Annotated in this window: 24 protein-coding genes; 18 read left to right on the forward strand and 6 right to left on the reverse strand. The window is 57.7% G+C overall.

The annotated features are described in order from the left end of the window. Positions 1-131: 131 nt before the first annotated feature. Positions 132-4,541: a hypothetical protein gene (locus AC0YNU_RS16625; protein WP_475758461.1), complete on the forward strand. Its 4,410-nt coding sequence runs from the start codon at positions 132-134 to the stop codon at positions 4,539-4,541. Between the two features lie 180 nt (positions 4,542-4,721). Here AC0YNU_RS16625 and AC0YNU_RS16630 read toward each other — a convergent pair whose 3' ends face one another. From AC0YNU_RS16630 to AC0YNU_RS16640, 3 genes are all read right to left on the reverse strand, one after another. Then, entirely contained in the window at positions 4,722-5,408 is a 687-nt protein-coding gene (locus AC0YNU_RS16630) for an SDR family NAD(P)-dependent oxidoreductase (protein WP_475758463.1), read from the reverse strand. 467 nt (positions 5,409-5,875) lie between these two features. Beyond that, entirely contained in the window at positions 5,876-6,271 is a 396-nt protein-coding gene (locus AC0YNU_RS16635) for a cupredoxin domain-containing protein (RefSeq protein ID WP_475758465.1), read from the reverse strand. Between the two features lie 92 nt (positions 6,272-6,363). After that, positions 6,364-6,726 carry a phage holin family protein gene (locus AC0YNU_RS16640; protein WP_475758467.1) on the reverse strand — a complete coding sequence of 121 codons (363 nt, stop codon included), beginning with the start codon at positions 6,724-6,726 and terminating at the stop codon, positions 6,364-6,366. Positions 6,727-6,961: 235 nt separating this feature from the next. Here AC0YNU_RS16640 and AC0YNU_RS16645 point away from each other — a divergent pair, with 235 nt between their 5' ends. From AC0YNU_RS16645 to cysK, 5 genes are all read left to right on the forward strand, one after another. Beyond that, positions 6,962-9,325 carry an endonuclease MutS2 gene (locus AC0YNU_RS16645; protein ID WP_475758469.1) on the forward strand — a complete coding sequence of 788 codons (2,364 nt, stop codon included), beginning with the start codon at positions 6,962-6,964 and terminating at the stop codon, positions 9,323-9,325. Between the two features lie 16 nt (positions 9,326-9,341). Then, positions 9,342-9,761, forward strand: coding sequence for a DUF350 domain-containing protein (locus AC0YNU_RS16650; protein ID WP_475758471.1), 420 nt, complete (start codon positions 9,342-9,344; stop codon positions 9,759-9,761). A 201-nt stretch (positions 9,762-9,962) separates the two neighbouring features. Beyond that, on the forward strand, positions 9,963-10,505 hold the full coding sequence (locus AC0YNU_RS16655; RefSeq protein WP_475758473.1) for a hypothetical protein: 543 nt from the start codon (positions 9,963-9,965) through the stop codon (positions 10,503-10,505). Positions 10,506-10,629: 124 nt separating this feature from the next. Continuing rightward, complete coding sequence (locus AC0YNU_RS16660) at positions 10,630-11,961, forward strand: MFS transporter (protein ID WP_475758475.1); 1,332 nt, start codon at positions 10,630-10,632, stop codon at positions 11,959-11,961. Positions 11,962-11,986: 25 nt separating this feature from the next. After that, positions 11,987-12,904, forward strand: a complete 918-nt coding sequence (gene cysK, locus AC0YNU_RS16665) for a cysteine synthase A (RefSeq protein ID WP_475758477.1) — start codon at positions 11,987-11,989, stop codon at positions 12,902-12,904. 12 nt (positions 12,905-12,916) lie between these two features. On the opposite strand, the gene AC0YNU_RS16670 is transcribed toward cysK, so the two are convergent. Then, positions 12,917-13,990: a CotH kinase family protein gene (locus AC0YNU_RS16670; RefSeq protein ID WP_475758479.1), complete on the reverse strand. Its 1,074-nt coding sequence runs from the start codon at positions 13,988-13,990 to the stop codon at positions 12,917-12,919. Positions 13,991-14,086: 96 nt separating this feature from the next. Next, complete coding sequence (locus AC0YNU_RS16675) at positions 14,087-14,689, reverse strand: hypothetical protein (protein WP_475758481.1); 603 nt, start codon at positions 14,687-14,689, stop codon at positions 14,087-14,089. A 334-nt stretch (positions 14,690-15,023) separates the two neighbouring features. Between AC0YNU_RS16675 and AC0YNU_RS16680 the strand changes: the two genes are divergently transcribed. The 12 genes from AC0YNU_RS16680 (at position 15,024) to AC0YNU_RS16735 (ending at position 24,633) form a co-directional block, all read left to right on the forward strand. Then, the gene (locus tag AC0YNU_RS16680) at positions 15,024-15,758 is read left to right on the forward strand and encodes a DUF6897 domain-containing protein (protein ID WP_475758483.1); all 735 of its coding nucleotides are present in this window, start codon (positions 15,024-15,026) and stop codon (positions 15,756-15,758) included. 409 nt (positions 15,759-16,167) lie between these two features. Then, a complete protein-coding gene (locus tag AC0YNU_RS16685; protein WP_475758485.1) occupies positions 16,168-16,836 on the forward strand; it encodes a DUF2642 domain-containing protein in 669 nt (222 codons plus the stop codon). A 114-nt stretch (positions 16,837-16,950) separates the two neighbouring features. Continuing rightward, on the forward strand, positions 16,951-17,175 hold the full coding sequence (locus AC0YNU_RS16690) for a hypothetical protein (protein ID WP_475758487.1): 225 nt from the start codon (positions 16,951-16,953) through the stop codon (positions 17,173-17,175). A 37-nt stretch (positions 17,176-17,212) separates the two neighbouring features. After that, complete coding sequence (locus tag AC0YNU_RS16695) at positions 17,213-17,647, forward strand: spore coat protein (protein WP_475758489.1); 435 nt, start codon at positions 17,213-17,215, stop codon at positions 17,645-17,647. Positions 17,648-17,837: 190 nt separating this feature from the next. Next, positions 17,838-18,329, forward strand: a complete 492-nt coding sequence (locus AC0YNU_RS16700) for an Lrp/AsnC family transcriptional regulator (protein ID WP_161701827.1) — start codon at positions 17,838-17,840, stop codon at positions 18,327-18,329. A gap of 11 nt (positions 18,330-18,340) precedes the next feature. Beyond that, on the forward strand, positions 18,341-19,555 hold the full coding sequence (locus tag AC0YNU_RS16705; RefSeq protein WP_475758492.1) for an aminotransferase class I/II-fold pyridoxal phosphate-dependent enzyme: 1,215 nt from the start codon (positions 18,341-18,343) through the stop codon (positions 19,553-19,555). Between the two features lie 119 nt (positions 19,556-19,674). Further along, positions 19,675-19,893: an aspartyl-phosphate phosphatase Spo0E family protein gene (locus AC0YNU_RS16710; RefSeq protein WP_475758494.1), complete on the forward strand. Its 219-nt coding sequence runs from the start codon at positions 19,675-19,677 to the stop codon at positions 19,891-19,893. 94 nt (positions 19,894-19,987) lie between these two features. After that, positions 19,988-21,163, forward strand: coding sequence for an MFS transporter (locus AC0YNU_RS16715; RefSeq protein WP_475758496.1), 1,176 nt, complete (start codon positions 19,988-19,990; stop codon positions 21,161-21,163). Positions 21,164-21,311: 148 nt separating this feature from the next. Next, positions 21,312-21,887, forward strand: coding sequence for a cob(I)yrinic acid a,c-diamide adenosyltransferase (locus tag AC0YNU_RS16720; protein WP_475758498.1), 576 nt, complete (start codon positions 21,312-21,314; stop codon positions 21,885-21,887). Beyond that, positions 21,884-22,942, forward strand: coding sequence for an RluA family pseudouridine synthase (locus tag AC0YNU_RS16725; protein WP_475758500.1), 1,059 nt, complete (start codon positions 21,884-21,886; stop codon positions 22,940-22,942). The genes AC0YNU_RS16720 and AC0YNU_RS16725 overlap by 4 nt, the downstream gene beginning before the upstream one ends. A 104-nt stretch (positions 22,943-23,046) precedes the next feature. Further along, on the forward strand, positions 23,047-23,406 hold the full coding sequence (locus AC0YNU_RS16730) for a Spx/MgsR family RNA polymerase-binding regulatory protein (protein ID WP_475758502.1): 360 nt from the start codon (positions 23,047-23,049) through the stop codon (positions 23,404-23,406). A 21-nt stretch (positions 23,407-23,427) separates the two neighbouring features. Next, positions 23,428-24,633 (forward strand): aminotransferase class I/II-fold pyridoxal phosphate-dependent enzyme, encoded by a 1,206-nt coding sequence (locus AC0YNU_RS16735; protein ID WP_475758504.1) that lies wholly within the window; start codon positions 23,428-23,430, stop codon positions 24,631-24,633. 130 nt (positions 24,634-24,763) lie between these two features. Here AC0YNU_RS16735 and AC0YNU_RS16740 read toward each other — a convergent pair whose 3' ends face one another. Next, positions 24,764-25,501, reverse strand: a complete 738-nt coding sequence (locus AC0YNU_RS16740; protein WP_475758507.1) for a creatininase family protein — start codon at positions 25,499-25,501, stop codon at positions 24,764-24,766. Positions 25,502-25,529 lie beyond the last annotated feature (28 nt).

Consider the following 25,529-nt stretch of genomic DNA (forward strand, 5'->3'; position numbering starts at 1 on the left):
CGGTTCAGGTTTGCGCCAGGAAACATGCAGCAAGAGTTAACGGAAACTGACGGCAAAGACGATCTGAATGTGATGAATGTCGAAAAGGGATGCAATGCAATTTTCACCCGGAACAATAGGAGGATACCCTCATGAACGCTGCCGATCGGACACGTGTGACGGTTGATATATACGGTAACCAATTCAAGCTGACAGGTCATAATAATCCGGAATACATTAAGCGGATAGCCGCTTTCGTGGATGAGAATTTACATAAACTGGCCAAGGGCTATCCGCGCTTGGATTTGCCCAAGCTCGCGATGCTGGCATCTGTCCAAATGGCGGAGGACGTGTTCCGTCTTCGCGTGGAGAACGAGCATATGCTCGAGACGGAGGAACGCCGCAGGGTCGCCGTGGCCGAAATGGAGCAGGCAAAGCTGATCCTGGATACGCTGCAAGGTCAGCTGGAGGCGGAGCGGCTTAGCGGAGAGACTGCGCTGGAGGCGGAACGCGAGCATTCCCGCGCCGAGCTGGAACGCATAAGCGCCAGTCTGCAGGCGCGGCTTGAAGACGCGGTGCGCGATGCCGAGGGCAAGCTTGCCGAAGCGCAAGCTGCCGCAGCTGCAGAGCTGGCTCGCGTGCGCGAGTCGCTTGAGGCGCAGCGGGAGCGCGATCTGGCTGCTGCGCGGGATGAGCTGGAGCTTGCGATGCTGGAGCATGAAGAGGCTCGCGAGGTTGCGCTGGCTGAGCAGGAGCGGTTGTTGGCGGAGCAAGGGGCAGAGCGCGAAGCAGCCGAGGCGGCATTCGTGCGCGCGCGGGAAGAGCTGGAATGGGAACGCGAGGTGGAGCGCGAGGCCACGTTGGAAGAAATGGAGCGCCTCGGCGCGCTGCTGCAGGGACGAATGGAGCAAGCGCTTCGGGATTCGGAGGCTGCAGCGGCGGAAGCGCGCGAAGCGGCTGCAGCGGAGCTGGCGCAGGTCCGGGAAGCACTCGAAGCTGAACTGCTGCGCGTGCGCGGCGAGCTGACCGAGGAGCAGGAACGGCATGCAGCCTCCGTCCGTTCGTGGCAGGATGTCGTGGATCAGGCGCAGCAGGAAGCGGATTCCAAGCTATTGGAGGCCCGCGAGGCTGCCGCAGCCGAAACGACCCGCGTGCGCGAAGAGTTGGAGTCGGAGCTGGCGCAGCTGCGCGAATCGCTTGAACGCGAGCTTGAACAGCAGCGTCAGGCTTTGGAACAGGAGCGGGAGAACCGGCTGCTGGAGACGCTGGAAGCTGAAGAGGCGCTTGAGGCAGCAAGACAAGCTGCCGAGATGCTTGCGGCATCCGAACGTGAAGCGGCAGCGGCTGAGTTGGCGCGCGAGCGCGAAGCAGCTGAAGCCAAGCTGGCGCTAGCGAAGGAAGCCGCAGCGGCAGAGCTTGAACGGGAACGCGAGTCGGCCTCCGGCGAGCTGGCGCGCGAGCGAGAAGCGGCCGCGGCAATGCTCGCGAATGCGACGGAAGCGGCAGCGGCAGAGCTTGCACGGGAACGCGAGTCTGCCTCCGGAGAGTTGGCGCAAGTTCGCGAGACGCTGGAAGCCCAGCTGGCGCAGCAGCGCCTGGATCTGGAGCAGGAGTGGGAACGCCAGGATTTGGCGGCGCAGGCCGCTCAAGAGGCGCTTCAGTCCGTGGAGGCCAAGGCGGCAGCCGAGCTGGAAGCGATCGCGGCAGAGCGTGCGCGGGATCGCGAAGCGGCCGAGGCGGAGCTGACACGGGTATTGGAAGCCGCGGCGGCAGAACAGGCGCAGCTGCGCGAATCGCTGGAGGCTGAGCTAGCGCGGCAGCGATCGGCGCTGGAGCAGGAACGGGATAGCCGTGAGCTATCGGAGCTGGAAGCACTGGAAGCGCATGAACAAGCGCTGCGAGAGGCAGAATCGCGGGCAACGGCGGAGCGCGAGATGCTCGAGCAGTCATTGCAGGCGCTGCAAGCGCAGGCAGCGGCCGAGCGTGAGGCTCATGAAGCGGCGCTGCGCGATGCGGAAGCGAAGGCAGCCGGTGAGCTTGAAGCGGCTGAAGCGGCGCTTGCACGGGCGCAGGAAACGGCAGGCGGCGAGTTGACGGCTGCACGTGATAGGGCGGTAGCGGAGCTGGCGGACCTGAGGGCTGCGCTGGAATCGCAGCTGGCAGAGGAGCGGGAGCAGCGCGAGCTGGCTGAGCTTGAGGCGATTGAAGCGCACGAGCAGGCGCTGCGCGAAGCAGAAACGCGCGCGGCAGCAGAACGCGAGGCGATTGAGCGACAATTGCAGTCGGCGCAGGAACTGGCAGCGGCGGAGCGCGAAGCAGCTGAAGCGGAGCTGGTTCGCATGCGAGAGACGTCCGAAGCGGAGCTGACGGCGGCAAAAGAAGCGGCAGCATCGCAATTCGCCCGTTTGCGCGAATCGCTGGAGTCCCAGCTGGCGCAAGAGCGTGAGCTGCGCGAGCTGTCGGAGCTGGAGGCGCTGGAAGCGCATGAGCAGGCACTGCGTGCAGCGGAAGCGCAGGCGGCAGCAGAGCGCGATGCGTCCGAGCAAGCGCTGCGCGAGGCGCATGAGCAGGCACTGCGTGCAGCGGAAGCGCAGGCGGCAGCAGAACGCGAAGCGTCCGAGCACGCGCTGCGCGAGGCGCATGAGCAGGCACTGCGTGCAGCGGAAGCGCAGGCGGCAGCAGAGCGCGAAGCAGCCGAGCAGTCGCTGCGCGAGGCGCATGAGCAGGCACTGCGTGCAGCGGAAGCGCAGGCAGCAGCAGAGCGCGAAGCAGCCGAGCAATCGCTGCGCGAGGTGCATGAGCAGGCACTGCGTGCTGCGGAAGCGCAGGCGGCAGCAGAGCGCGAAGCGTCGGAGCAAGCGCTGCGCGAGACGCATGAGCAGGCACTGCGTGCAGCGGAAGCGCATGCGGCGTCCGAGCGCGAAGCAGCCGAGCAATCGCTGCAAGCAACAGCGGCGAAATCAGCCGAGGAGCGCGATGCATACGAGTCGATGCTGCTTGCTTCGGCTGCGCGGGCAGCCGAGGAACGCAGAGCGCATGAGAAAGCGCTCCGCGAGGCGGAATCTGGCGCCGCGGGGGAGCTGGAGCGCATGAGAGCGGAAGCGGCAGCCGAGCTGGCGCAGCTGCGTGAAGCGATGGAGGCACAGCTGGCGGAACATCGCCGAGCCATGGAAGCACAGCTTGCGCAGCAGCGCGATGCCGCGCATGCCGAGCTGGAGCAAGAACGCGAGGCGGCTCTGCTGGAGTTGATCGAGACGCAGGACAAGCACGAGGAAGATCTGAGGCGCGAACGTGCGCTGCAGGAAGCGACCGCTTCCACAGCCGCCGAGCAATTGGCGGAGGCGCGGGCGGAGCTGCAAGCGCAGCTTGAGCAGACGCGAGCGGAAGCCGATCGTTCGTTGCAGGAAGCAATCGAGCTGGCGGAACAGATGCGGAACGAAACCGAACTGGCCGTGGCGCAAGCAAACGCAGCTGAGGCCGAGCTGCGTGATCAGCTGGCTCAGCTCCGTTCGGCGCTGGCCGAGGAGCAGTCGGCCGCCGCGTCGAAGCTGGCGCAAGAACGCGAAGCCGCGCATTCGCTGCTGGAGCAGTCACTGCAGGAGAACGCCGACGATGCTGCGAAGCGCGCAGCCGACTATGAGCGGCAGCTGGAAGAAGCCTACGCCGCAGCGGCTGCACGCGAGCAGTCGCTTCAGGATGAGCTTCACAGCCGGAGCGAAGCGCTGCATCAAGAGCGCGGACAGCTTGCGGAGCAGCTGGCCGCAACCCGAACAGAGCTGGAGAGCTTGCGCAAGCAGCTGCTTGAGGCGCATGAAAACGGCGAGCTGCTCCTGACGGAAGCGGCCGAGCAAGAAACGAAGCAGCGCACGACCATCGAGCGATTGCAGCGTGAGCTGCAGGAGCGGGAGTTTGCCGCAGAGCAGCTGCATCAGCATGCAGAACAGCTGCAAAGAAACGAACAGCGCCGTGCAGAAGCATTCCAACAGCAGGAAGAACGGCTTGTCGAGCTGAATCGTTTGCTGCAGGATGCGCAGCATAGCGCGGAAGACGAGCTGCAGGTGCGGCTCGAGTTAAGCGAACAGCGGGACCAAGTGCGTCAGGAACTTGAGCTGTTGAACAAGCGGAACGCTGAGCTGGCGGAACGGCTGGAGGCGGCCGAAGATCGCGCGGCCGATCTCATGCGCGAAGCGCGGCAGCAGATGGCGGAAGTGGAACGCATCTCCGACGAAGCGGCTGCCGAACTGGAGCGTCAGTCACGAGAGGCAGAAGCAGAGATTGAGCTTGCTAGGCAGCAAGCCGCTGCGCATGCCGAGTCGGAAGCCGGACTGCTGGAGCAGTTGCGTCTGATCGAAGACGAAGCCCGGATGTCGAAGCAGCAGTCGCAGCAGATCGACGAACGCTTCGCGGAGCTGGAGTCGGCGCTGAACGAGGCTGTGCAGGACAAACAAGAACTTCGATCCGTTCATGAGAAGCTGCAGACCGAGCATGGGAAGCTGGTGACCGAATATCGGATGCTGCAAACCGAGTTCAACGATTGGATCGAGCTCATCGAGAAGAGCTAGATGTTTCCATTTGGCTATCATCCGACATCCTAATAAACGACTAGACGCACAACGTTGAACTCTTCATTGAACCTAAAAGAGGACAGTGCCGGCATCGGATTCGCAAGAATCCCGAATGTCGGATCACCGTCCTCTTTCTATAATGAAGCTATTTTTCAGCTATTCGTTAGAAAGCCCGTCTCAAAATGCGACTATCGTTCCCGTTGCGCCATGCTGTGGCAGCGTCGCCAGGCGAATCAGCTCCGCCGTAACTGTATGCGGATCTTTGCCCGTTGCGTGCATCTCGGTGCGGATCGTGCCGGGATTGAAAGCGTTGACGAGTATGCCGTACTGCTGTTCCTCATCGGCCGTCGTTCGCGTGAGCGATTCCAAGCCAGCTTTGGACGCGCTGTAGGCAGCATACCCTCCTGCCCCGTTGCTTGCAAGGCCGGAGGTGATATTGATAATTCGTCCGTAACGAGCTTGGCGCATAAAAGGGAGTACAGCCCGCGTCAAGAGGAAAGGCCCGGTTAAGTTCGTTGCGATTTGTCTCGACCATTCCTGGGCATCCAATTCCAGTACGGTACCGGGCTCGAAAGCCGCTGCATTGTTCACCAGAATATCGATTGCACCCAGCTCGGTGGCTATCCAACCGATTGCATGTTGAACATCCTGCTCGGAGGACACGTCGCCTTGCACGGCAAGAACGCGTCCTGCTCCGCCTGCTTGGCGAATGGCGGCCGCTGTCTCTTCCAGCTTGCCCAGTCGGCGTCCGATCAACGCAACATGCGCACCCTCCTTGGCAAAATCGAGCGCGGCCGCTCTCCCGAGTCCGGTGCCCGCCCCCGTGATGACGGCGACCCGTCCGTGTAGTATCCCTGCTGCCATAATCTCCACCCTTTTCGTTTATTGTTTGAGCTATCGTACCAAATAACGCCGCACAGGTGGAATAGGCAAGATATCAGAATTTCTTATACAAGGCCATGGTTTACGATATAATTAAAGTCGATGGAGGCGAAAACAACGCTTCATTAGAAATGCTTATAAGCACAATCAGAAATCGATATAGCCGTCAGGGCAAAATAAAAACCCGAGACCAGGCAAACAATTTTGCCGAGTCTCGGGTTTATGGCGATTGCAGGTCCTGCCGGACCCGCCAACCAATCTTTTTTAGCTGAATGTTGCAGGGTTCTACCGAACCCGCAAACCAATCGTTTTAAACGAATGCTGCATGCCCGACCGGCCATACAAGCCAATCGTTTTTTAGCTGAATGTTGCAGGGTTCTACCGAACCCGCAAACCAATCGTTTTAAATGAATGCTGCATGCCCGACCGGCCATGCAAACCAATCGTTTTTAGCTAACCTCAATTTTCGCAACCATCTTCGCATGACCGCCGCCGCACGGAATGTCGCAATGGAACTCGTACGTGCCCGCATCATTGAAAGTGACGACCTTCGGTTTGCCGGTGCTGAGCTTCAGATCGTTGAAATCCGGGATTTCGACGCCATGAACGCCATCCTCGGAAACGACGGTGATTTCGGTCGGCTCGCCTTTTTTGATTTGGTATACAGGCTGGTCGAATGTATACTTCTTCGCTTTGATCGTCACTTTTGCGGAAGCGGCCGTGCCGGTATCCTCGACGTTCGTGCCATTGCCCGTGTTCGTATTGGAATTCGAATTCGAACCGCAAGCGGCCAGAACGAAGATCGCCGCGGCAAGCATCAAGGACATGAACAGTAATTTTTTCACGGAAGTCTATCCCCTTCTCTTACATGGAATGATGAAACATTTCCATTATAACGGAACTGGGACAAAATTACTGTGACGATCTCTTGAATCCATTACGCGCGATCACTGTCCCGTCCGGCTTCGTACGGCGTGCTGACCGGAATGAACAAGTCGATGATGCCGATGACGAGCGCGGCCAGAATCGCCCCGAGCCACGTGACCTCAACGCCGCCGACGATAAACTGAGCGACCCAGATGACGAGCGCGCTCATCAGGAAGCCGACGATCCCGCGACCGAAAGGCGTGACTCTTTTGCCGAAAATGCCCTCGACGATCCATCCCAAAGCGGCGATGACAAGCGCCAGCAAGAGCGCGCTCCAGAATCCGCCCACGCTGAACTGCGGAACGATATAACCGACGATCATCAGTACGATCGCGGACACGATAAATCTAACGACATGACCCAAGAAATGCATATCGATCACCCTCCTGCAAAAATGTAGTGGTATAGCCCTTGGCCTTGGCTAAGCGCCAGCCAAGCAGCATGATACGGAAGCAAAGGCCAACGATCCAGGAAGCGCGACGCTTGGCGGGACTTCCCGTGTACATGTAGTGTTGCCTTTTTCCGCGGTACCATTCATGGGCGCGCGAGGTCGTAGCGTAACAGGGGGAGATTCGGCTATAATAGGAAACGAGAGGGGTTGTGCTCGCTTGGACAGCAAAATACTACACACACTGGATTATGCGAAGATTGTATATAAATTAAGCCAGCACGCCGCTACGGCGCTTGGAAAAGCAGAGGTCGAGGCGCTTCATCCGAGCCCGGATCTGGAGGATGTCAAGCACGCGCTGCAGGTGACGGAAGAAGCTTACAAGGCCGACCGTCTGAAAGGAAGCGCGCCGTTCGGAGGCGTCGCGGACATCAAGCCGTCGCTGCTGCGTTCCAAGATCGGCGGTACCTTGAACCCGGCGGAGCTGCTGGAAATCGCCGAAACGGTGCGAGGGGGACGACGCGTCAAACGGCATGTGCTGCAACTGCACGACGACGACGCGGTGCCGATGCTGGCCGCGATGGCGGAGCAGCTGACGGAGCATAAACCGCTCGAGGATGCGATCTTCCTCTGCATCGACGATCAAGGCGAAGTGATGGACAGCGCCAGCGTCGAACTGGCGAATATCCGCAGGGAGCTGCGCGCAGGCGAGGGACGCGTACGCGAGAAGCTCGAGGGCATGATCCGTTCGTCTTCCGTGCAGAAGATGCTGCAGGATGCCATTATTACCATTCGGAACGATCGATACGTTATACCGGTCAAACAAGAATACCGCTCGAATTTCGGCGGCATCATTCACGACCAATCGGGTTCCGGGGCCACGCTCTTCATTGAACCGGAAGCGATCGTCGTCATGAACAACAAGCTCCGCGAGCTGCGTCTGGCCGAAGAGCGGGAGATCGAGAAAATCCTGCAAAAGCTTACCGCGCTGACGGCTGATTACGCCGATGATCTCATCATCGATTTGGATCTGCTCGGCAAGCTCGATTTTGCCTTCGCGAAGGCGCGGCTGGCCCATATCATGGGCGCTTCGCAGCCCCGCATGAACGACAGAGGCTATTTGAAGCTGCGCAAGGGACGCCATCCGCTCATCGCGCGCGAGCAGGTCGTGCCGATTGACGTGGAGTTAGGCAACGCGAACACGGCGATTATCGTGACGGGGCCGAATACCGGGGGTAAGACGGTATCGCTCAAAACGATCGGCCTGCTTAGCCTCATGGCGATGTCCGGACTGTTCGTGCCTGCAGAGGAAGGCAGCCAGCTATGCGTCTTCGATGCGCTGTATGCCGATATCGGAGACGAACAGAGCATCGAGCAGAACTTGAGTACGTTCTCGAGCCATCTGACGAACATTATCCGCATCCTCCGCACGATGACGCCGAAGAGCCTTGTATTGCTAGATGAGCTCGGAGCGGGAACGGACCCGGCCGAAGGCTCGGCGCTCGCGATTGCGATTCTCGAGCATATGCACAAGCTCGGCTGCCGCATCGTCGCGACGACGCATTACAGCGAACTGAAGGCGTATGCCTATAACCGCAAAGGAGTCATCAACGCGAGCATGGAATTCGACGTCGCGACGCTGAGCCCTACGTATCGGTTGCTGATCGGCGTGCCGGGACGAAGCAATGCATTCGCGATCGCGGAGCGACTTGGCCTGCAGCGCAGCATCATTGATCATGCGCGCGGCGAAGTGAGCGAAGAAGACATTCGCGTCGAGACGATGATCGCGTCGCTCGAAGAGAACCGGATCGGCGCCGAGAACGAGCGTCAAACGGCGGAAGCGCTTCGCAAGCAGCTGGAAGAGCAGCGTGCCCGCCACGAAGCGGAGCTTCAGCGTTTCGAAGAGCAGCGGGAGAAGCTGCTCGCCAAAGCGCAGGATGAAGCCCGCGAAGTTATGCTGCGCGCCAAACGCGAGGCGGAGGAGATCATTGCCGATCTGCGCAAGCTTGCGCAAGAAGAAGGCGCAGCAGTCAAGGATCATAAGCTGACGGAAGCCCGCCGTAAATTGGACGAGGCGACGCCGGAGGCGCGCAAGGCGACGAAGAGCAAAGCGAAGGAAAGCAAGCCGCAGCAGATCGAGAACGGCGACGAAGTCATGGTGTACAGCCTTGGCCAACGGGGCCATGTCGTGGAGCTGAGCGGCAGCGAAGCACTCGTCCAGCTTGGCATTCTGAAAATGAAGGTGGCCGTGAGCGACCTGGAACTCGTGAAGCGCGCGGAGACGTCGAAGACGCAGCAGCCGAAGATAGCTGCCAGCTTGAAGCGGACCCGCGACGAGAACGTGCGCTCGGAGCTAGATCTTCGCGGCTCGAATTTGGAAGAGGCGATTCTGGAAGTGGACCGCTTCCTGGATGAATCCTTCTTGGCCGGCTTCGGCCAGGTCTTCATCATCCATGGCCATGGCACAGGCGTGCTCCGCAGCGGAATCAGCGATTTCCTGCGAAGGCACAAGCATGTCAAGGGGTACCGCCTGGGAAGATACGGAGAAGGCGGCGCCGGCGTCACCGTAGCGGAATTGAAGTAAGGAGATGGGCGCATAGATGGATACGGAAGTCGACCAAATGCTCAGTAATTCCTTTGCGGCCTCGCTTGCCTACGTTTCAGTAGCGGTATTGGCGCTGCTCGTCTTCTTATATATCTTCGAGCTCGTCACGCGCTATAAGTGCTGGCAGGAAATCAAGAAAGGCAACATGGCTGTCGCAATGGCGACCGGAGGCAAGATTTTCGGGATCTGCAATCTCTTTCGGTTTTCCATCGATGCGAACGAGACCGTCTATCAGAGTCTCGGTTGGGCCATGTTCGGGTACGCCCTGCTCCTTGCAGCTTACTTCTTGTTTGAATTTCTAACGCCGGTATTTCGGATCGACGACGAGATCCAAAAGGACAATCGTGCGGTCGGCTTTATCGCGATGATTATTTCCATCTCATTGTCTTACGTCATTGGCGCTACGGTCGCATAAGCAAGGCTTGAATAGGTTTGGGGGATGGTTGCACAGATGAAATATCTATGGGGCACGCTGTTTGCGCTGGCTGCGCTATTCGTGGTTTTCGGTGTCTTCTATTTATTGCAATAAACGAACCAATAAACTGCTATAAGCATGTTGAAGAAGCGATAGGATCTACCTTCATTCAACATGCTTTCAGAACGAGGAGTGACGTATATGAGCGATCAACATCAACACGAACAGGACGGGCCGGTGATTTGTCCTTGGTGCCAAAGCGAAATCGTCTGGGACGAAGAGATCGGACCGGAACGCGATTGTCCGCATTGCGAGAACGAGCTGTCGGGTTACCGTACGCTGCAATTGGATATGAACGACGGCGATGAAGACGAAGAACTGGAAGAGGAAGAAACGGCGACGGACGCTTGGATTGCGGATGGCGCGCAGGACATGACCGATTTCGTGGAATACAACCGCGAGCGGCTGGCGATGGATGAGACGATGGAACGGGTGCTAGGCGATCAGTTGGAAGCGCCGGAATGTCCGTCCTGCCGCGAGCTGATGATCGAAGCCGGAACGCAAATCGTGACGGGCGATTATTTCAAGCCGAGAATTCCGGCCGCGCTTGGCGAACCGGTCGTGGAAACGCCGTTCGCGCTTAACCTCTATGTCTGTCCGTCCTGTTTCCATACCGAGAACCGCTTGTCGGTCCAAGATCAGGAACGGCTCGTTTACCTGCTCACTCAATCTTCGGACTCCTAGCATTTAAGGAAAAGCTACGATTGGCAAGTTCATACAAATCTTGAATTCCGGCATGCTCGCCCCGGCAAGAGGGTACCTTACGGCTAACGGCTGCATGTAGTGCAGCAGGCTGGAGGGATGCTGCTTGGAGCAGGGAAAACATGCCGTGCAATCGCGCTGGCACGCGGACAAAGCCCGAGGGAACATACGAACCGTATCGGGCGAGGGCAGCGGGAAACGGGACTTCACGACCCGCACCTTGGACGGACAAGCCGTCTTGCTGCTGGCCGTACAGGCGCTGCTTGGAACGGCCAATGCGTTATCGGGCACGTTTTTGCCGATTTATCTATGGAAGTCCAGCCAGTCCTTCGCTTTGATCGGCTGGTTTAATTTGGCGCAGTTCCTCGTGAGCGGACTTACGTTCTGGCTTGCGGGGAAGTGGGTCAAGGAGCATAACAAAATGAACAGTCTCCGGCTCGGCGTCGCGCTGTCCGGCTTGTTTTATTTTGTAGTCCTGCTGATGGGCCAATCCGCCGTCACGTACGCCGTTCCGCTCGGCATCATGATCGGCATAGGCAACGGACTCTTCTGGCTTGCTTTCAACGTTGTCTACTTCGAAGTAACGGAGCCGGGCAATCGCGACCGCTTCAACGGCTGGGCCGGACTGCTTGGCTCCGGGGCCGGCATCGTGGCACCGTGGATATCCGGCTGGCTCATAACGATAAACGCGGGCGAACGGGGCTATCATATTATTTTCACGGTCTCGTCCGTAATCTTCGCGGTCGCCGTCGTGCTTAGCTTCTGGCTGAAGAAACGCGAGGCTTCCGGCACCTATGAATGGCTTCACGGCTATCGGCAGCTCCGAGAGAAAGGCAATCCATGGCGTTATGCCGTAGCCGCGATTATTTGCCAAGGCGTGCGCGAGGGCGTGTATATGTTCTTCATCGGATTGCTGGTGTTCTTAGCGACGAAGAACGAGGGAAAGCTCGGCAATTTCTCGCTTGTAACGTCGCTTGTGGCATTGGTCAGCTTCTGGCTGATCGGCCGGATGCTGAAGCCGGAACGGAGACGCGCCGCAATGCTGATCGGAGCGGTGGCGATTACCGCTGTCATCGCGCCGCTCTTCTGGCCGCTGTCGTACCGGACGCTGCTCCTATTCGGGATCGGTACCGCGCTGTTCATGCCGCTGTATATTATTCCGATGACGTCGACGGTATTTGACCTGATCGGCAGCACGGAGGACAGCGCGAAGAAGCGCGAGGAATTCGTCATTCTGCGCGAAGCGGGGCTTACCGTCGGCCGAATCGTCGGCGTTGCGGCGTATTTGCTCATACTGCCGTACATGGAGCAATCGACTTACGTCGTGCCCGGGCTGATGCTGGCAGTCGGCGCATTCCCGATCCTTGGCTGGTGGCTGATGCGAAGTTTGGTAGGGAAATCAGCGCAGGGAAGACAAGAAACAGAAACCTCTTCATGAGGAAGCGATAGAGGAGGAGAAAACGATGCCGCGCATTGTGAATAACGTGACCGAATTGATCGGAGAGACGCCCGTCGTCGCGCTCCATCGCATGCAGGAGCGAGGCTCCGCCGAGGTGTTGGTGAAGCTGGAGCGCTTCAATCCGAGCGGAAGCGTCAAGGACCGCGCAGCTTCAGCGCTCATCGCGGCCGGCGAAGCGCAAGGAATATTGAAGTCCGGCGCGACGATTATCGAGCCAACCAGCGGGAATACCGGTATCGGCCTGGCTATGAATGCCGCTGCCAAAGGCTATAAGCTGATTCTTGTCATGCCCGACAATATGACGAAGGAACGCATCGGACTGCTCCAAGCCTACGGGGCGGAGGTCGTGCTCACACCGGCTGCCGAGCGGATGCCCGGAGCCATCAAGCGGGCGTTCGAGCTGCAGGCGGAGCGTCCCGGAAGCTATATTCCGAATCAATTCGAGAACGAAGCGAATCCTGACATCCATCGGCTTACGACGGCTAAGGAGATCCTGAGCCAAACGGATGGCAGGCTGGACGTCTTCGTCGCTTCGGCGGGTACTGGCGGCACGATTACGGGAACGGGAGAAGCGCTTAAGGCCGCCATCCCTGGACTGTATGTAGCCGTCGTCGAGCCGCTCGGATCCCCTGTTCTGTCCGGCGGTAAGCCGGGACCGCATAAACTGGTCGGCACGAGTCCGGGCTTTATTCCGGCGATCTTGAATACGTCGGTCTATGACGAAATCGTTCAGGTTGCGGACGATGCGGCCGTGGACACGATGCGCCGGCTCGCCCGCGAAGAAGGTCTGCTGCTCGGCCCTTCATCCGGCGCCTCCGTGTGGGCTGCAATGGAGCAAGCCCGCCGAATCGGGAAGGGCGGGCGTGTGCTGTGCATCGCCCCTGACAGCGGCGAGCGCTATTTAAGTATGGGGTTGTTTTAGCGGCCGCTGCGACTAATCCTTCCAAACCTCCAATTCTTCTTCGACGATGGCCCTGCGCTCTTGGATGTAGCTTCGGAACAATTCCGGCTCTTCCTCGAAGGAGCGGAAGGGCCATTTTCGCGTGAAGTCATCCCGGATGGCGGGGGTGATCTCTTCGTACATGCTCTGAATGACGGGTTCGATGGTGCCGATCGTGAACTTGCCGTCGAGCAGCTTTGCAAGAATTTTACGATAGGCCTGCCTGCAGGACTTATAGGACAGCACCTTGCGGGTGAGCGCGTTATACCCTCTGACGTCTACCAGATCGCTGCCGCACAGCCTGCCATAGCAATTGCGGCCCCAAGTCCCCTCGTAATCCCACGGAATGATCCGATATTTCCCCGTCGTCGTATGCTCGTAGAGCGCATAGTTCTGATCAAAGCCGTCATAGTTGCCGGTGAGCACGGCACCGGCCAGCCACTTCAGATACACGCTGATGTCGAGTCGCTTGGCCATATAAGTGCGCAGCGTCCGCCTCGGCAGTCGATTGATACTGCTAACGAAGCGCACAAGCCGTTTCTCCGTATTGTTGTTCCCCTTCATCACGCGATAGCCTTCCATGAGCGACTCTTTCCGCCCTTCCGTATCCGGATCGATCAGGCTGAAATTCGCTTTGTCGTTGACCGCGTAGATCAACGCCTTGGAACCGATGTTTCTTCTGCGGAAGAAGACCGAATCCACCGATTCGATTTCCAAATAAACGCCGTGCGGATAACCGTTCCATTCCAACCACATATGCTTCGTTCGCGGCGCGGGAACTCCCATCATATTAAAGAAACGGAAAGACAGCGCGTTGCGGATCATGGATGGATCGTCGAATTCCGCGTTCCAATGCAGAATCCCGTTATCCCCGTAATGGATTTCGTAGGATTTCTTCGGATAAGTCCGCGTGTGGCCTCCGCGAATCCTCAGCTGCGCATCCATCGTCTTGCCGTCCATCTCCAGCTTCACGGGAGCGAATTCATTGCTCCAGACATCGGCCAGTAGACGCTGCAGTTCGGCCTCGTCGATCGTTATCTTGCGAGTAGCCAGCCCTTCCCCGGACATTAGACCATCTCCTTAGGCAAAAGATAAAGCCTATCGCATTCGATAGGCTTCAGCTTATTTACACTATGCGGGCGATCGTCTATTGGTCACTGCAGCTTATTTGCCGCTCCAGCCGCTGTTGTGGCTGTTGTTGCTGCGAGCGCCGCGGGAGCCTTGCGAACCTTGAGTACCGCGGGAACCTTGGGAACCGCGAGAGCCTTGGGAGCCTTGAGTGCCGCGGGAGCCTTGGGAACCGCGAGAGCCTTGGGAGCCTTGAGTACCGCCGACGCCTTGGGAGCCTTGAGTGCCGCGGGAGCCTTGGGAACCGCGAGAGCCCTGGGAACCTTGAGTACCGCCGACGCCTTGGGAGCCTTGAGTACCGCGGGAACCTTGGGAACCACGGGACCCTTGCGTGCCTTTGGAACCGCAAGAGCCATGCGAGCCTTTAGAGCCGCGGGAGCCTTGCGTACCTTGAGTGCCATGCGAGCCATGCGAGCCTTTGGAACCGCGGGAGCCTTGCGTACCTTGAGTGCCTTGCGAGCCATGCGAGCCTTTGGAACCGCGGGAGCCTTGCGTGCCCTGCGTACGGTCGCCGCAGGAGCCTTGCGTACCTTTAGTGCCATGCGAGCCTTGGGAGCCGCGGGAGCCATTCGTGCCTTGCGTACGGTCTCCGGATGGGCCTTGATTTTCGCCGTAGTTATTCTTTTGATTGGATGCCATTTCGCTTCTTCATCTCCTTTTGATAGATTCTATACAAGCTATGTCGCGAATCTATCAATCGCACCGGGTCATTGACTCATCTTATTAGAAATAGATATCAATCTAGTACCCTATGGATACAGGATACATATAAATACATTATAAATTGTCTCCCATGATAGATTTCACCGGGGCAAGCAATGGAGGGATGAATGCCGAAGAGAGTAGGATGAACCGCTATTTTGGAAGCAGGTATCGGATCGTGTTTGCACCCTTTGGTCTTCATGGGGCAGGTTAGAATCTATTATTACGGAGGGATTTTGGTATGAATTATTGCTGGGGAAACATGGGTAACATGGGTAACGACGCAATCAGCTACAAGCCTTACGGCGCGCTTGCCGGACAAGGCGGACATGGCAATGGCCACAAGAGCCACAAAAGCTGCAAAAGCCAAAAAAGCGGCGGTACCGGCGGCGAGCGTTTCTTGAACGCACAGGTCGGCATGAATGTGAAAGTGAACCGCGGCGGCCCGGAATCGCTCGAGGGCAAGCTTCTCGGCGTGCAACCTGGCTACATCGTTCTCAAATCGACTGGCGGACTTGTCTACGTCAATACAAGCCATGTGAAGAGCGTTACTGATCTTCCTGGCGGAACTGGCGGATCCCATGGTTCGAAAGGCGGAACGCGCCAATATATCATGGCAGGCAGCTTCGACGGCGTTCTTCGCCAGCTGACCAAAAAATTCGTTCAACTCAACTGGGGCGGGCCTGAAAAGATCGAAGGCTTCATCGCGCAAGTCGGCAACGAAGCGCTGCTGCTCGTCGTAGGACCTGAACTCGTGCAAATTCCGCTTTCCCATATCAAAACGGTTAAAACTGCCGGCATCTATGCAAGCGGCGGCAGCAAAGGAAGCAGCGGGAACAAATCGTCTTCCAATAACAAATCGTCTTCCGGCAATAAATCGTCTTCCGCCAACCAAGCCACCTCGGGCGGCAATCGCAGCGCCAACCGGAACAACAGAACATCCAGCAAAAAAAGCGGTAGAACATCCAGCACGCGTACCGGCTCCATGCGTGGTAAAAAAGGCTGATTGCAAGTTTCTGTAGCTGCCGGCGTCACCACGATCCATCTTCAGCGGCCTGGTCCGGTTCCCTTAGGACCCGGCCTCCGGCGCCGCTGAGTGGAATGCCGCCGGCACTGCAGCCTTCGTTGTTGGCGTTATCCGCATTATGGCCGCAAACGCTCCCGTGCTGGAGATTTGGCGGCGAAGACTTCCTGGCCGATCCTTTTGTCTCGCGTTCGGTATCCATGTGATTGTGGACGCCTTCGGCGGGCTGCTGACGATCATGTCAACCCCTCATGAACAACATGCATGAAGTCGTTACCGGGATGTTGTCGCTGACCAATCATCAATCTCCCTTCCCAAGCCGTGCAGCCGGCCAGTCTGTTCAGTCTCGGATGCAAGGACGCATCTGACAGGATGAAAGGAGGTCGATTTCATGAAATATCGTCACCCTTTATTAGACCGTTTTATCGAACTTGATATATCCGGCAAGAGTATCACGATTCAAGGCAAGCTCATCGATATGGGCCAAGACATACTCGTTGTTCATAACGGTACACAATTCCTTTACATTCCGCTCATTCATGTGCAGCAGCTGCGTTTGGCCAAAACTGCTGATACGCAGGAAATTTCAGTGCCGGAACTGCCCTTCGAACCCCAAAATGATCCTATCTCCTACCGCAAGGTGCTGATGAACGCGAAAGGAATGTTTTCCGAAATTTACATTACCGGCAATCAATCCATTCACGGCTATCTAACGAGCGTCATGAATGATTTCTTCGTCTTCTATTCCCCCGTGTACCATTCGGTGATCGTATCTCTCCAGCATCTGAAGTTTTTGATTCCGTATAATCCGAACGTCACGCCTTATACGTTGACACCCGAGCAGTTTCCGCTTAAACCGTCTCCCATTACGTTGGCGCGTACCTTAGACCAGCAGCTGCGTAAGCTGATCGGCGAATTCGTGATCTTGGATTTGGGTGAAAATCCGAACAAAATCGGCGTGCTCAAAAGCATCGACCAAAACATCATCGAGCTGTCGACCGCGGGAGGCAACTCCGTCTATCTGCACTTCGACCATGTGAAGACGGTCCATCTTCCGTAAGCATTGCCGTACAGTCCGGTTCTTCCCTTCGGGGAAGAAGCGCTACATATTAAGCCAGTTAGAGGACATACTAGGCAAGGATTATAATCCATGGAAACAGGAGGGATTACCTTGATGCAAGCATTGACAGCCAAGGAGCTGGAATATTTAGTGGATTCTTTGTCGAACGAGGATCTGCTGATCAAGCAAAACGCCGTGATGGCGGCTTCGGCCAGTAATCCGGCAATCAAGCAATTAGGCGCGAACATGATCCAAACCCATCAACAGCATACGCAAATGCTGCTTCACGCCATCACCCAGCACCAGCAGCTTGCCCCTACCCAGCCGCAGGCGCACTAGCCCAGCCATTTTGAATCGATATGGAGGATCAGACGATATGCAACAACAACAAGGACATGCCAAGCCCATGTTGTCCGACGAGGATTTGGCGTATACGGTATTGTCGGACCTGAAGCGCGTCGTGGGCGAATACGCGACTGCGGCGACCGAGTCCAGCTGCCAGCAGGTACGTCAGCTGTTCACGAATCTGCTCAACAGTACCCTGCAGCTGCAAGGTCAGCTCTACAAGGCGATGGAGCAGAACAACATGTACAGCGCGGCATCGCCGGCGCTGCGCCAGGAGATTCAGAAGCAGCTTCAGTCGAACCAGCAGACGGAGCACAAGACGGAGCAGTTTTTGCAGCAGCTTGGACTCGGCCAGTCGGCGTTCAGAAGCTCGCAGTATCAATACCAGCAGCAGCAGCAGCAGCCGATGCATTTTCAACAGGACGGTCAGCAGCAAATGCAAGGCCAGAACCCGACGTTTATGTGAACGGCAGTCAAGAATCGGCTGCCGCAATTCAGCGCGCGCCGCTTAAGACCCTTCGGGGTCTTTTTGTTTTTGGGGCGGAAATGCCTGAAGCCGCGCCGGATGGGGGCGAGCCGGAGCGCTTTTCTTCTTTGCAGGAAGCTTGGATTCGTTGTAATATAAGGGTTATAGCTAAGATCAGGAGGGTTTGACGATGGATGGACGGAAAATGCAAATACTCGAACTGCTGAAGGAAGATGCAAGACGCTCGGCAGACTTGATCGCGACGATGATCGACGCGCCCGCGGACGAGGTCAAACAGGCGATTGCGGAGATGGAGCAGGATCATATCATCGTCAAATACGCGACCGTCGTCAATTGGAGCAAGGTTGAAGACGAGAAGGTAACCGCGCTCATTGAAGTTCAAATTACGCCGGAACGCGGCCGCGGCTTCGAAGGCATCGCGGAACGGATCTACTTATACCCGGAAGTGAAATCGGTCTACTTGATGTCGGGCGCTTACGACCTGCTCGTCGAGGTGCAGGGCAAGACGCTGAAGGACGTGGCGTCCTTCGTATCCAACAAGCTGTCGCCGATCGATGCCGTGCTTTCAACCAAAACCTTCTTCATACTGAAAAAATACAAGCAAGACGGCATTATATTCGAAGAGCATGAGGATGACCACCGTCTTCTCGTCTCGCCGTAAGAGGTGTCCTTATGATAATCGATGAGAAACAGCAGAGCGTGCCAGCCAAGCGCGAATCCATGGCGGATTATTTGTCGCCGCAGGTAAGAGCCATCAAGCCGTCCGGCATCCGGCGGTTTTTCGATTTGGCGGCGGGCCGCAAAGATATTATTACGCTCGGCGTCGGCGAGCCGGATTTCGTCACGCCTTGGCATGTGCGCGAAGCTTGCGTTTACGCGCTCGAGATGGGCAAGACGCAATATACGTCGAACGCCGGAACACCGGAGCTGCGCGAGGAGATCGCGTACTATTTGAACCATGAATTCCAAGTCGCGTACGATCCCGGCAAAGAAGTGCTCGTTACGGTCGGAGGCAGCGAAGCGATCGATCTTGCGCTGCGGGCGTTGATCGCGCCGGGCGACGAAATTCTCGTACCTGAGCCATGCTATATCTCGTATTCCCCGATTACGTCGCTTACGGGCGGCGTGCCGGTCGGCGTGGAGACGTTCGCGAAGGACCAGTTCAAGCTGACCGCGGAGTCGCTGCGCGCGGCGATCACGCCGAAGTCGAAGGTGCTCATTCTCTGCTATCCGAGCAATCCGACCGGCGGCATCATGACGCGCGAGGATTGGCTTCCGATCGCCAAGGTGGTCGAAGAGCATGATCTTATCGTCATCTCCGACGAGATTTACGCGGAGCTTACCTACGGCACGAAGCATGTCAGCTTCGCGGCCATGCCGGGCATGAAGGATCGCACGATACTGGTCAGCGGCTTTTCCAAATCGTTTGCGATGACCGGCTGGCGGATCGGCTATGCATGCGGACATCCCGAGCTCATCGCCGCGATGCTCAAGATTCATCAGTATACGGTCATGTGCGCCTCCAACATGGCACAAGTGGCAGCGCTTGAAGCGCTCCGCAACGGCATGGAGGAGAAGGACCGGATGGTGGAATCGTACAACCAGCGGCGCAGACTCGTCGTGAAGGGATTCCGGGACATCGGTCTGGAGTGCCACGAACCTCAAGGCGCGTTCTACGCGTTTCCTTCTATTGCGGGACTGGGATTAACTTCGGAGGAATTCGCGACGGGATTGCTTAACGAACAGAAGGTCGCGGCCGTGCCCGGGGACGTGTTCGGACTTGGCGGCGAAGGCCATCTTCGCTGCTCTTACGCGACCTCTGTCAGCCAACTGACGGAAGCGATCGATCGGATGGGACAGTTCGTCAGGAAAATTAAAGGAGAATGAAAAAGAGATACTCTTTTTTGGCATTCTTTGTTATAATTCAAACTAACTTTATAAAATCTTTAACCTCGCCGTGCACAAGCGTCGTTAGGTAGCGTTGATTGAAGACAGGAGGGATGGCAATGACTTGTGCAAGAACGGGTCTTAAGCTTGTATCCTCGTCGTCCGTACGTCGATTAGAAGACGAAATCTATGCGCTGCGCATGAAAATGGAGCAATCCTACGTGGAAGAAGAGACGTTCAGCTCGGAGAAAGTTATTGGACTTAGCCGGCTGCTCGATACGAAGATTAATGAATACATGCGGTTTACGAACCATAGAGGCACAGCACAGCTGAGCTGACCATAGGCGTACGGCATGAGAGAAGAGGTCCTTCACGGGACTTCTTTTCTTTTGTTTTGGCTTGCGCGCCGCTAGAGAAGGGAATCGAACATCCATGAATGCTGTCGTTGGTTTACGTATGTATAATGTGTTATTTTTTGCATTGCTTGCCATTTTTATATCCTTTCTCCCCGTGTATTTGGACGCCCAGGGTTTGTCCGCCGTACGGATCGGCATTATCGTCGGGTCGGGCGGCTTCGTCTCGATCTTCTCATCGCCGCTCTGGGGCATGATCAGCGACAGGCTCCGCACGATCCGGGGTATCCTGCTGACGCTGATCGTTTGCTCGACCGTCGTCGGCTACTTCCTCTATACGTCGGACAGCTTCGCGATGCTCGTCATCTTCACGATGCTGCTATACTTCTTCCTGCTGCCGATGGATCCGCTCTCGGAAAGCTTGAACTTCCAAACGTCGCAGGCAGCCAGCGTCAGCTACGGTTCGATTCGAATGTATGGTGCGCTCGGTTATGCGGTCATGTCGCTGACGGTAGGCTATGTCATGCTTTATTTCGGCAAAGGGAGCCTTGGGCTTCTGTTTGCCGCATTCGGCGCGGTCAGCTTCGTCGTGTGTTTGACGTTACGCGATGCGCCGGCGGCAGGTAAGCCCGTGTCTCTGCGAAGCCTGGGCCGATTTTTGAGTCATCGCGAGACATTGATGTTTCTTGTGCTGATCTTCGTGGCGGCCGTTCCCTCCCGAATGAACGATACGTATCTCGGGGTCCATCTGCGTACATTGGGAGGAGGTTCCGAGCTCGTGGGACAAGCGTGGTTTCTTGCCGCGGGCAGCGAGATTCTCGTCTTTGCCCTCAGCTTCTGGTGGATGCGCAGCGGACGGGAAATGGCGCTTATCGCTTTCGCGAGCTTCTTCTATTTCTTGCGGTTCTTCCTGTCGGCGTGGATCACGGATCCGCATGCCATGACGTATTTGCAGCTGCTGCAGGTGTTTACGTTCCCGATTTTGTATTCCGCGGCCATTCAATATTTGTACCGGATCGTGCCGGACGAGTGGAAAGCGACGGGGCAAACCGTGCTTGCGCTCCTGTTCTTCGGCATCTCGGGCATCGTGGCCTCTTATGCCGGCGGCTGGCTGTACGAGCATCTGGAGGGGCATGGCTTCTATCTCTTGCTGTCGGGCATGTCCTTCGTGGCGTTTCTGTTCAGCTTGGTGCTGCTTGCCGCTTATCGGAGCGGGGGAGCGAGGGAAGGGACGAAGAACAGGCAGACGGCTTAATGTTTAACTTGAAGTGTCGGACGATGCGATCGACAGGTTCAGCGCGGTAGTCGCATATGGCACCGCGCAAGCCTCGGCAGGGGGATTTATGCTATATTTACTAGTAGCGCATTTTGGATGATAAGGATAATGGGAGGGAGCGTTAACGATGAAACTCTATACGCGAACGGGAGACGGCGGAGAAACCTCCGTGAAGGGCGGCCGCGTCCGCAAGGATGACAGCCGCGTCGAAGCGTACGGCACCATCGACGAGTTGAACAGCTTCGTCGGTCAAGCGGCTGCCTTGGCGGTGGCGACGGGGCAGCTCGATGAGCTTGCCGCGGAGCTGCTGGAAATTCAGCAGGAGCTGTTCGACTGCGGGTCCGATCTCGCTTTCCGCGATCCGGCGGGACGCGACCTTAAGCTGACGCCGGAAGCGGCCGATCGGCTGGAGGGATGGATCGACGCGCATACGGATGCCGCGCCAGAGATCACTCGTTTTATCCTGCCAGGGGGAAGCGAAGTATCCGCTGTGCTTCATGTCTGCCGGACCGTGTGCCGACGCGCGGAACGCCGAGCCGTGACGCTGAGCGCCGAGGTCGAGGTGCCTGTGCCGGTCATGACGTATCTCAACCGGCTGTCGGATTATTTCTTCGCGGCCGCACGCGTGGCTAACGCTAGATTAGGCGTAGAAGATACGGCCTATATCCGAAGCGCGGAAGTGTTCCGCAAACGCGAATCATGAGCGAGACGGCGTATTACCCTCCGTTAACGGTGCGCGCGGCTGAAGAGGACGACGGCAAGATGGTGCGCAGCGTGCTGGAGCGGCGACTAGGCGTTTCCCGCAAGCTGTTGTCGCGTCTGAAGCTGACGGATCTCGGCATCACGGTCAACGGCGAGCGGGCGTATACCAACGACCGGGTAGCGGCGGGCGATCTGCTGGAGCTGCGGATGGAGCAGGAGGAATCGGACGATATTTTGCCGGAGCCGATGGAGCTGGACATCGTGTACGAAGATGCGGATCTGCTCGTCGTGAACAAGCCGCCCGGCATTATCGTTCATCCGACGCACGGCCATTACACGGGGACGCTGGCGAACGGAGTCGTCCATTATTGGAAGCTCCGCGGGGAACGCGTGCGATTCAGGCCCATCCACCGGCTTGACGAAGAGACGTCGGGGCTTGTCGCCATCGCGAAGACGGCTTATATCCATCAGCAGCTGTCGGAGCAGCTGCAGCGAGGCGAGGTGGATAAACGCTATCGGGCATACGTGTACGGTTCGCCGCCGGAGCTGTCGGCGACCGTCGACGAGCCGATCGACCGGGACAAGGATAACCCGCATCTGCGCGTCGTCACGCCGGACGGTTATCCGTCCGTGACGCATTACGAGGTGGAAGCCGTGTATGGAGACGGCGCGGCCGCGAAGGTGAATTTGAAGCTGGAGACGGGACGTACGCATCAGATTCGCGTCCATATGAAGCATGTCGGATGCCCGTTGATCGGAGACAAGCTGTATGGCTATGCGGACCGATCAGCCAGCACCGGCAGCTTCGGAGACGGCAGTGGATCGGGAGAAGATTCATTGCCCATAGGCGAGGGCATGCATGATCTGGAAAATCCGGTCCCTGCTGCGAACGGCGTCCCCGATGCCTCGGCGGCACTTGAGAAAGCCGTCGACCGGCAGGCGCTTCACGCCGCGATCCTGTCGTTCACGCACCCGATTACGCGAGAGCGAATGACTTTCGAAGCGTCGCTGCCGGATGATTTGAGACAGCTGGAGGACGAGCTTGCGAAGCTGTAGCCGAGTAGACGGGGATTGCACCGAAGATTCGTCGACAAGCGGTCTTATGCGGCTAGTTAAGCCTAACTACCTTAAGAACACGAACGATTGGAGATATAGCAACGATGAAGAAGCTGACGATCTACGAATATCCCAAATGCGGTACCTCCCGCAGCGCGATCAAGTATTTGAAGAGCAAGGACTACGAGCTGGAGCATCATAACGTGTTTGAATCGGCGCCGCCTGTCGAAGTGTTGGCAAACCTCGTGAAGCGAAGCGGCCTGGAAGCGAAGAAGTTTTTCAACACTTCCGGCGAGGTTTATAAGGAAATGGGTCTGAAAGACAAGCTGCCCGGCATGTCGGACAATGAGAAAATCGCCCTGCTGGCTTCCAATGGCAGATTGATCAAGCGGCCTGTCGTGACGGACGGCACCACGGTGACTGTCGGCTTCAAGGAAGAAGATTTCAACCGCATTTGGAGCTGAGGCAGCGAGGGGGATAAACGAGTGACGACGAAATTATGGCGCGCGGAACGGCTGTCGCGTCTTGGCTCTTCGATCTTCGCGGAGGTTGCGGAGTGGAAGCGGAATGCGGTCCTGCGGGGGCTGGACGTGATCGATCTCAGCATCGGAAGTCCTGATCTTCCTCCGTCCGAACCGATCAGAGAGGCGTTAAGCGAAGCTGCGCTGCGCGGCGATGCCTACGGCTATCCGGGATCCCGGGGCACGGCGGCCTTTCTCGCGAAGGCGTCCGAATGGCTGGCCTTCCGCTTCGGCATTACGGTCGATCCCGCGCAGGAGCTCGTCTCGCTGATGGGTTCGCAGGACGGCCTCGGCCACTTGGCCCTGGCGCTATGCGACCCCGGCGATGTGGTACTGCTGCCGGATCCGGGCTATCCGGTCTACGCGGCGGCACTTGCCTTGGCCGGTATCGAGCCTTATTTGATACCGCTGCGGGCGGAGAACGGCTTCTTGCCCGACTTCGCGCTTGTTCCGGATGATGTTTGGCAGCGCACGAAATTCATGCTGCTTAATTATCCGGGCAATCCTGTATCCGCCGTGGCGGATCTCGCCTTCTTCGAGCATGCGGTCGAGACGGCCAAGCGGCACGGCGTTCTGATCGTCCATGATTTGGCCTATTCGGAAATGGCCTTCGACGGCTTCCGTCCGCCAAGTATGCTGCAGGTCGAGGGCGCGATCGACACGGTAGTCGAATTTCACTCCTTGTCCAAAAGCTTCAACATGGCCGGCTGCCGGATCGGCTTTCTTGCGGGCAACCGAGAAGCCGTCGCGGCGATGCGTGAGTTGAAGGCGAACATCGATTACGGTGTCTTTCTACCCGTACAAGAGGCGGGAATCGTCGCGCTTGATAGGGATATAGCAGGAACCGGACCGAAGGTCGGCCCTCTATATGAGCGCCGCCGAGACGTGCTGACGGAAGCATTGCGAGAGCAGGGCTGGGAGGTCGAAAGACCTAAAGCGACGATGTTCCTCTGGGCGAAATTGCCTAGCATGCAGTGGCAGCTGAACGAGCCGTGGAACGCGCGTCGAATTTCCCGGGAAATGCTCGAAAGAGCGGGAGTCGCGGTCATTCCGGGCGACGCCTTCGGCGATGAAGGCGAGGGGTTCGTCCGCATCGCATTGGTCGAGCACGAAGATCGCCTGAGAGAGGCCGCGATGCGCATCGGCGCTTTTATTCGCGGTGAATGCTAGCAATTGGCCACTTAATCGGCCTCATATATGATTGACGGCATCATTTAACGTGACTTTAATAGAAAACCGGCAGCGTGCATCGGATGAAATGGATGCACGCTGCCGGTTTTTTTTGATATCAAGCCATGCTCTAACGGGACGAAGAGAGCTCGCGAGCCCAGCCCTCAATGCAGAAATCGATCCAGCGGCGCCCTTCGGTCTCGGACGCTTCGTTCGTATCGAGCAGCCATTCCGGAAGCGGGCCATCGTGCATGTCCAAGTGCTCCACGCGCACCGTTTCGGGATGCGCGGCCATCATGAGCTGCGTTTCTCCTTTGCCGGCATGTCCGACAGGCATGCGCTCGCTGCCTGGACCTTCATAGTCGGAGAACGTATCGAGTCCGGCAACCTTGATGAGGCCGAATATGTTCGGCTCGGGCGACAAGGCGCCGTCGGTACGACCCCAGCCTGCTCCCCAGCGGGCGGTCATCTCGCGGATCAGCTCGGCTGCAGCCATTCGGCAGGCAAGTGACTGCAGCCCTTCCGGACCTTGATGATGCTGCAGTACATAAATGCGGTGAAAACCGATTGCCAGTAAACCGCGCAACGCCTCTTTCACGTAACGCTGGAAGACGATCGGGTCGAAATCGATTTCGCCTTCTTCGGGGCCGGCAGCCCAGCTGAGCGTGGCGCCGTAAGACAGCGGCGGAGCGACGATGGCGCCGCTGCGCTTGGCCGCTTCGTCGCAGACGTAGCTGGCCAGCAAAATGTCGGTACCGACCGGAAGGTGATAGCCATGGTATTCGATAACGCCCGCGGCCATGACGACCGGAGTATTGGCACGTACGGCCGCCTTGATTTGATCAGGCCTCATGTGGGTGAGCAGCATTTAGATTCGATTCCCTTCTGTTTTAGGG

This window comes from Paenibacillus sp. J31P316 (assembly GCF_056269105.1).